Raw genomic sequence first — 8,653 nt, 5'->3', positions numbered from 1 at the left:
TATCCTTACCACACCAACTCTTTACCCCACAATCCTTGTTAGAACACAACCAACGATGTTTACGCCACACAAGATAGATAGGCCGCCCGTAGACAGGAAGATCGATATAACGCACACAAGGACGATCTTTGACCACAGCTTTACTAGAACATGCAGAACACCTCACCGGTGTTTTCACAACTTGTTCTATCCATAATTCTTGTCGAGGCCCATCACGCCTATAACCTATAAGCCTGACATCTTTCAAACTTACTAAACAAGCCAAAATTTCGGTAGAATCAGACGTGGTGAAGGTAGTTTTTCGTTTTTTATTCACACACTAATCATGAACTACCTTCACCACTTTTTAAACCCCCCACCCCACCAAAATCCGAAGAGCCTGTTTTCTTCTGCGATCCTCAAACTGCTAGCCTAAAACCATCAACTGATGCAAACACCCCTAGAATCCGCCCTGTTTGGTTGAGGAAGTGGACAGGCGCACGCCCTCATCTATAAGACGTCAGTTTCGGTTGCTAGGACAACAATCTGGGTCTTTGTTGAACTGCTTTGCAAACCCTAATTAGCATGTTAAGATTAGCAAGGTCAAAGAGGACCGTTGTGGCTAGGAGCTTTAGTGACTCAACTTGTATTATCTGCGCCGATGAGTGGCGTTATCGTTCCATTAGAAATGGTTCCCGATCCGGTTTTCGCTAAAAAAATGGTTGGGGAAGGCATTTCGATAGACCCTATCGAGGCTCACCTTTGCGCCCCGTGCGATGGGGAAGTCGTGCTCGTCCAGCCCAGCGGACATGCGGTGACGGTGCGTCACGCTAGCGGCGTTGAAGTGTTGATGCATATCGGTTTAGAGACCGTCTCATTAGAGGGGGACGGATTTAGCCCACTAGTCAAGGCTGGCCAGCAGGTTAAATGCGGTGACCGGCTGATTGATTTCGATATGGATTCTGTGGCTCAAAAGGCCAAGAGTTTATTGACTCAGGTGGTCATCTCTAATTCAGATGTGATTGAAGATTTCGCGCCAGCCGCGACGGGTGTTGTTAGCGTCGGCGATGAGCTAGCCACTATGAACGTCAAAGCAAGCGTTGACGGTGAAGAAGTGGGTGGCGCCACTGTTTCTTCGGACGCTATCGTCATTGGTAACCCAACCGGGCTGCACGCCAGGCCAACAGCCACCTTAGTGAGCATCGCCAAACAATTTGAATCAAAGATTCGGCTATATCGTGACGAAGATTCAGCCAATGCCAAATCAGTGGTTGGTGTTCTAGGTTTGGCTGTTGCTTTGGGAGATAGGGTGCGGGTGGTTGCTACCGGCCCAGATGCTGAGGACGCCGTCAAACAGTTGCAGGTCGCTATAGCAGACGGTTTGGGCGAGGAAACTGTTGCTGTCACCGACATTCCGGTAGCCGAAAAGGCGCCGGCAAAGCAAGAGAGTGTCAGCAAAAAGCGACGCAGTGATGACCCGAATTTGTTTATCGGCGTCTCCGCTTCTCCTGGGCTTGGGTTTGGCAAAGTCACACAGATGCGGCGGGAAGAAATTAAGGTTAAGGAAGAATCTGCTGCTGACAAGCATGTGGAGCGGCGTCGATTAAATACTGCGATTGACCGTTCGCTAGAGGAATTGCAGGCTTTAGAATCTTCCATCTCTGACGCCTCGAAAGCGGCGATTTTTGCGGCTCACCGCGAATTATTGGCTGACCCGGATTTGCTGGATCTAGCGTCCTCCGCCATTGACAAGGGTAAAACTGCTGAGTTTGCTTGGCGTGGCGCATATCAGTCCTATGCAGACCAATTAGCGGCAGTAGATAACGAGGTTATTGCCGGGCGCGCTAACGATGTACGCGACGTGGGGCGCCGCGTTCTAGAAGAGCTCACTGGCGAAAAGAGCGAAAATGAGATAAGCCATGAAGCGGGCACCATTCTTATTGCCGAGGATTTGACGCCCTCCGACACGGCAAAGCTGGATCCAGAAAAAATTGCCGGTTTTGCTACGGTCGGCGGTGGATCATCTAGCCACGTGGCTATCTTGGCTCGCGGGCTAGGTATTCCAGCGATCGCTGGAATAGAGGCCGCAGCACTGGATGTGCCCAATGGTGAATTGGTTTTCTTGGATGGCACTCGTGGTCAATTGCGTACCGACGTATCCGAAGAAGAAGTTAACACCATTAGGGTCAGGCAAAGCAGAATTGCCGAGCGGCGCGCCGAAGCCGAAGCGCATGCCCACGAACCTGCGGTCACTACAGATGGCCACAAGGTGCTGGTGGTGGCAAATATTGGTGGATTAGAGGACGCCAAGAAAGCTGTCGCTATGGGCGGTGACGGGGTTGGGCTGTTGCGTTCGGAATTCCTTTTCTTGGGTCGCCAGCAGGCACCAAGCGAGGAAGAACAGGCTCAGATATATTCCGAAATTGCCAGCGAGCTTAAGGGTAAGCCCCTAGTCATCCGCACTTTAGACGTTGGCGGTGACAAGCCACTGCCGTATCTACCCATCGCCCCAGAAGAAAACCCATTCTTAGGCTTGCGTGGGGTGCGTGTTGGTTTGGATAGGCCAAGTATTTTGCAAACCCAAGCAAGGGCAATTTTGCATGCAGTTTCGGCTGGTGCGCAGATTCATGTGATGTTCCCAATGGTGGCCACCTTGGCTGATTTCCGTAATGCTAAAGAGATTTTCGAGGCAGAACGGGCAAAACTTAAGGTGCCGCAAGTGCCGTTAGGCATCATGGTCGAAGTGCCATCTACGGCAATAATGGCCGAGCAATTCGCTCGTGAGGCAGACTTCTTCAGTGTCGGCACGAATGATTTGACGCAATACACTCTGGCGATGGATCGTGGTCACCCGATGCTCGCTCCACAAATTGATGCCCTCAATCCAGCGGTGTTGTCGCTTATCGGCAGGGCTGCCGACGCTGCTCACCGCTATGACCGCTGGATAGGGGTTTGTGGCGGTGTTGCCTCAGACGAGCAGGCAGTGCCGTTGCTTCTTGGCCTAGGAGTGGACGAGCTGAGCTGTTCTTTACCAGCTATCGCATCCGTCAAGGCTCAAGTTCGAGCTAACTCGTACGATCGGTGTAAATCATTGGCGCAAAGCGCGCAGCGCAAGACAACCGCTCAAGAAGTTCGTAATCTCGTCCCGCTAAAGGAGGACTAACAATGTCCAGTGCCGCAGAAATCGTTGCCGCCATTGGCGGATCAACAAATATCAAATCCCTAACTCACTGTGCCACCCGGCTACGTTTCGAGCTTTACGACGCCAAATTGGTTGATAGCGCCAAAGTTGAACAAGTCAAAGGTGTAATGGGTGCAGTGCCCCAATCTGGTGACCGTTACCAGGTTATTTGCGGTGGCGGTGTGGCTAGCGTATTCAACGAGATCAATAACTTGCCCGAAATGGCTAACCGTAAAGCACCGGCTGCTGATGGAGAAATGTCTGACGCCGATATAAAGGCTGCGGCTCGCGCTGGTGGCATTCGTGGCAAAGCTGCCTGGATAGATAACTTTTTCGAATATCTATCCGATAGTTTCCGACCCATGCTTGGGGTGCTGTTAGGCGCCTCTTTAGTACTAGCGGCAGTCGCCGTTTTGGATGCATTAGGAATTGTCGATTCGCGTGCTACAGATAAAACAGCGACCTGGATTTTTGTGGACGCGATGTGGCGTTCGGTGTTCTATTTCATGCCATTGATGGTTGCCTATAATGCCTCGAAGAAACTCAACGTTGACCCTTGGGTAGGCACGGCCGTTATGGCGGCAGTAATGACGCCAGAATTTCTCAGTCTTGCTAAGTCCGCAGACACGGTGTGTACTACAAATCAAGCCCTAGGCACTGAAAGTTGTGTCGCCGAAGTTTTCGGGTTGAGTATGCAGCTAAATTCCTACGGTGGACAGGTTTTCGTCCCGTTAATCATGGTTGCAGTGTTAGCTCCAGTTTATAAACTGTGGCAGAAAGTGATTCCAGAAAGTCTGCATATCGTCTTCGTGCCATTCTTCTCGATGCTGGTGATGATTCCAGTAACCGCTTTCTTGATTGGTCCACTTGGGGTATGGATCGGTACCGGTCTAGGTAGTGGACTCGGATGGTTAAATACAAATGCGCCGCTGGTATTCGCCATTTTGATTCCGTTGCTGTATCCGTTCTTGGTGCCTCTCGGTTTGCATTGGCCGTTAAATGCTTTAATGCTTGCTAATATTCAGACCTTGGGTTACGACTTTATTCAAGGACCGATGGGCGCATGGAACTTTGCCTGTTTTGGTGCTACTGCCGGGGTGCTGGTAATAGCGATTAGAGATAAAGAAAAAACCATGCGGCAAACGGCAACCGGTGCTTTAGCAGCTGGTCTGCTAGGCGGTATCTCTGAACCGTCTCTCTACGGTATTCACCTGCGCTACAAGCGGATTTATCCGAGAATGATTACCGGCTGTTTGGCTGGGGGCATTACTATCGGCGTGTTGTCCATGATTAGTGGCAGCGCCGGTCTGCAAACGAATGCCTTTGTTTTCACCTCGATTTTGACGATCCCAGTATTCAAGCCAATGTGGATTTACGTGGTGGCTATCCTCTTAGCGTTTATCACATCCCTCTTGGCTATTCTCATTACCGATTACCGCACTCCTGAGCAGCGTCAAGCAACTAAGGCCGGTAAAGACTTGGATGCCGTCCAGAGCGAGCCAGAGGTTATCGTCGTCACGGACGTAGAAACCAACCAGGCGAAACAGTGGATTGAGGCGCTTGGCGGCGAGGACAATGTCGAAAATGTTGAGCTGCTAGCTGAAACACGGCTGCGGGTCACTGTCGCAGATTCCTCGAAGGTAGATGTGGAGGCTTTGCGCAAGGCTGGTTTGCCTGCTGCAATAGCGGTCTCGCCTGGGGTTTGGCACCTTGTTGCCGGGCTAGAGGCTGACCACTTCGAATCTGCTATGCGGAGGCGTTTGTCACCGTCCAACGCCTAAAGCACTGATTGGTATCATTAATGAGCCTGATAAGGAGGCGTTCGTTGCCTATATTGGGCGCAATAATTATCATCTGCCTTGTGATTGAGCTAGTTCTTCTTGCTTTGCATTCACGGCAAGCTACTCCAGTGCAGGACTCTCCAACATCAACGCAAGCACCTGTCGATGATAGTAATTACTGGAACAAAGAGCGAATGGAATCAGCTACTCCTGCTCCCATGCCATCGCCGTAAAACAGCGTTATTTCACAGTAACGTTTCCCCAGTTCAAGCTCGCTCACTTACGCCTACTGAGGCGAGGCTTGCCCCATCGTCCGTCCTCACGAGCTGGCTGAGACTACACCGAGAGGTTAATATGGCAGATAATCTGGCAAGGGGTCAGTTGACGAAACAGGGAAAACGTCACCAAGCTCAGAGGCCAAAACTGTAGCTATTCTGTGTTCGCACGAAACATAAAGTCGATCTCCATAAATTGGCTGAGTCACCACACACGAAACCGAGTCATCAAAAAGTATTGCATGATTGTGAACAGTGCTGTGTTTAGACGAGTTGCCATCCGGCTGCGTTGATGCGCTCTTGCCAGAAATCGCGGTATTGACCCGGCTGGTTGACCAGCTCGTCGTGGCACCCGCGCTGGGCAATACGCCCACCGTGGGAGAGCGCAATGATTTGGTCAGCTTGGCGAATGGTTTCCAGTTTGTGGGCTATCACGATCAGCGTGGAGTGCTTGCGTAGCTCGTTCATCGCCGCAACAATGTTGGCTTCATTTTCCGCGTCCAACGCGCTGGTGGCCTCGTCGAACAGCACGATCGGGGCCTTCTTCACCAAGGCGCGAGCGATGGACACTCGTTGGCGTTCCCCACCTGACAGTGCACGCCCGCCGGCACCCGCCAATGAATTCCAGCCGTCTGGGAGGCGGTTGACGATTTCCGTCACGCCCGACAGGTCAGCCGCCCACCTGATTTCTTCATCGGTAGCTTCTGGGTTGCCAAGGCGAATGTTGGCCTCGAGCGTGTCATTGAATAAGTAGACGTCTTGGAAGACGAGAGACACCTGGCGCATCAAATCTTCGGTGGTCTGCTCGCGCACGTCCACTCCGCCAACGCGCACGCTGCCGGACTGCACATCCCAGAAACGTGCAACCAACCGGGCAATCGTCGTCTTCCCGCACCCAGATGGACCAACCAGGGCACACATGCCGCCTTGCGGGACATGGAAGGAAATATCACGGAGAACCGGGGTGCCCGGATCGTAGCCGAAGGTCACATCATCGAAGCGAACATCACCAGGAGCGCTCACCGGTGTGGAGGTGACAGGTTCGGACAGTTCGGGAGCGTCCATGACCTTGTCGACGTGGTTCATTTGCTGGCGGCGTTCTTCCAGCCCAGACATACTTCCGCCAATGTCTTGGAGCATGGTGGTGAACCGCAGGCACATGCCGATGGTGACCACAGTGTTCAACGCATTCATCTGCCCGCCGAGGGCGAGTTGGGCGGTCAGCCAAATCATCACCACAATGAGCGCTTGGACGAACATCCCATTAATCAGGTTTGCTAATGTTTCGATCCACAATGCTTTGCGGCCCTTGCGGTCAGCCTGGTCGAAAGCCTGATCAAGGGCCGGGTAGTCGTCGGCGACGTGACAGGAACGCAATGCGCCTTGGCAGGTGGCGAATTCGACCATGCGAGCCGCCAACTCTGACTCGGCTGGTTCGGAAACCTGCTTACCTTTATCAAGAAGCACACGGGAAATATGGAGGAAGGCAAGCATGATTGGGAACGCGATCGTCAAGGTCAGTCCCAGCCGCCAATCCCAGAACCAGGTTCCCACAGTGACTACGAGCACGGCCGAGAGTTTTTGGACGAGGGAGAAAATGAAATGTGCCGCCGACTCGCCCAAGTTCATCATTTCCTGGGTGACCATGCGCGACAGTCGGCCAGAACTACCCGAATCGAACATGCCCAGTGGTAGGCGGGCTACCTTGTTGCCGACCGCTTGGTGGACGTCGTGAATGAATCCGAGCGCGCCGATATAGCCGGTGCGCATGCCATAAAACTCCGTGCCTACACCCGCTACCGCGATTACCGCCAGGACGATGAGCCAACCCCAAAACGATAACCCCCACACTGGCATTCCGGTCGCTAGGGCACTTGCTGCGGGAAGCAGAGTCAGCAGGGCAAAGCCGTGGCACAGTCCCGAGACCGCACCCCACGCTTGACCGACCGAGAGATCTCGCCACGAGGAGGGTTCCATCAAACGCTTAAAGCGTGGCAGCAATAGTTGATTCATCGTGTCATCTCCTCACATGCGCCTTGGGCAAGAAGTGCCTGATAGTGCGCATTACCCAACAGCTCGTCGTGTTTACCGACCACAGCAATGCGCCCGCGTTCCATGACGACGATTTGGTCTGCCCCTCTGATCGAGGCCAGTCGGTGGGCGATCACAATCACGGTTCTGCCCTTGGCAAGCGTGGATAGGGCTTGTTGGATTATTGATTCCGATTCTGGGTCCGCCATCGCCGTCGCCTCGTCCAGCACCAACACTGGGGCGTCAACCATGAGCGCCCGTGCGATTGCGATACGGGCTGCCTGCCCGCCCGAAACGTGGGTGTCCTCCCCCAACACGGTGTCGTAACCATCTGGCAGGCTCATGATGAACTCGTCGATCTGCGCTGCTCTCGCCGCCTGCCGCACCTGATCCAAGGTTGCGTCTGGCGTGCCCAGGGCAATGTTGTTGTGGATGGTGTCGCGAATAAGCTGTGCATCTTGCAGGACGAATGCGACCGTCGAATACAACACATCCTGGGAAATGCTCTTTAGACCAACCCCGCCGATGGTGATCGTGCCAGCGTCCGGGTCATCGAAGCGGGCAATCAAACTCGCCAACGTCGACTTCCCCGCACCCGACGGGCCAACCAGCGCGGTCACCGTGCCTGCCGGAATGCTCAGGTTCACCTCGTCTAATGCCTGGGTGTCGTCATAGGCATACGACACACCCCGAATCTCGATATCATGACCGTGTGGTGTCTGTGGCGCATCGGGCTGACTCAACGCCGGTAGCTCCATGACGTTCACCAGCCTCACTGCCGCAGACCCTGCGAGCTGGTACGACCAGGCGATGGTTGCGACTGTCATCAACGCTCCCGGCAGCACCAAGGCGATCAACGTCGTCGTTATCACCTCGTAGATGCTCACCCAACCGGCGTTCATCATCAACGCACCACCGCCAAGGTTCACGATCAACAACACCGGGATCGACACCCACGAAAATGAGGCGACCGCCATCGACACCAACGGCATACACCACGCTCGGTAGAACTTGGAAAACTCGTTAGCTGCATCTAAATAGGCTTTATGTGCTTGGCCGACCTTGCCGAACGCTTTCACCACTGAGATACCGGCCACGAACTCGGCCATCGTTGCCGAAACCTGAGCGAGCTTGGTGTCCATTTGTGCGGTCTTCTCGTTCATCCCACGCATCGACATGCCATACATGCCCACATAGATCGGAATCGTCGCAATCGACAGCAACGCGAGTCGCCAATCCACCACAAAGGCATACATCAGCAAGGCGAGCGGGGATACGATCGCGTTCAGTTTCTCGATCGGCCCGTGCGCGATCACTGTGTGCACCGTGGCCGTATCATCCTGAATGGTCTTGCGGATCTTACCCTCACCCTCGCGGGTAAACCACGACAGCGGAGCAGTCGACAT

Annotated in this window: 5 protein-coding genes; 2 read left to right on the top strand and 3 right to left on the bottom strand. The window is 53.7% G+C overall.

Annotated features, from left to right (window positions below):
* Window positions 1-316, bottom strand: a 316-nt coding sequence (locus tag G445_RS11300; RefSeq protein ID WP_169511082.1) for a transposase family protein, incomplete at its 3' end; no start/stop codon positions are given.
* Window positions 317-613: 297 nt separating this feature from the next.
* On the opposite strand from G445_RS11300, the gene ptsP reads away from it, so the two are divergent.
* Both ptsP and G445_RS0108630 read left to right on the top strand, forming a co-directional pair.
* On the top strand, window positions 614-3,142 hold the full coding sequence (ptsP, locus tag G445_RS0108635; protein WP_022867127.1) for a phosphoenolpyruvate--protein phosphotransferase: 2,529 nt from the start codon (window positions 614-616) through the stop codon (window positions 3,140-3,142).
* Between the two features lie 2 nt (window positions 3,143-3,144).
* Complete coding sequence (locus G445_RS0108630) at window positions 3,145-4,941, top strand: PTS transporter subunit EIIC (protein ID WP_022867126.1); 1,797 nt, start codon at window positions 3,145-3,147, stop codon at window positions 4,939-4,941.
* Window positions 4,942-5,480: 539 nt separating this feature from the next.
* Here G445_RS0108630 and G445_RS0108625 read toward each other — a convergent pair.
* Both G445_RS0108625 and G445_RS10615 read right to left on the bottom strand, forming a co-directional pair.
* Entirely contained in the window at window positions 5,481-7,073 is a 1,593-nt protein-coding gene (locus G445_RS0108625; protein WP_211210526.1) for an ABC transporter ATP-binding protein, read from the bottom strand.
* 152 nt (window positions 7,074-7,225) lie between these two features.
* The coding region (locus G445_RS10615; protein WP_040431096.1) for an ABC transporter ATP-binding protein at window positions 7,226-8,653 on the bottom strand (1,428 nt) is incomplete at its 5' end.

The organism is Actinotignum urinale DSM 15805 (assembly GCF_000420445.1).
In the GTDB taxonomy this organism is placed as follows: Bacteria; Actinomycetota; Actinomycetes; order Actinomycetales; family Actinomycetaceae; genus Actinotignum; species Actinotignum urinale.
This window is presented reverse-complemented; position numbering and strand designations above follow the sequence as displayed.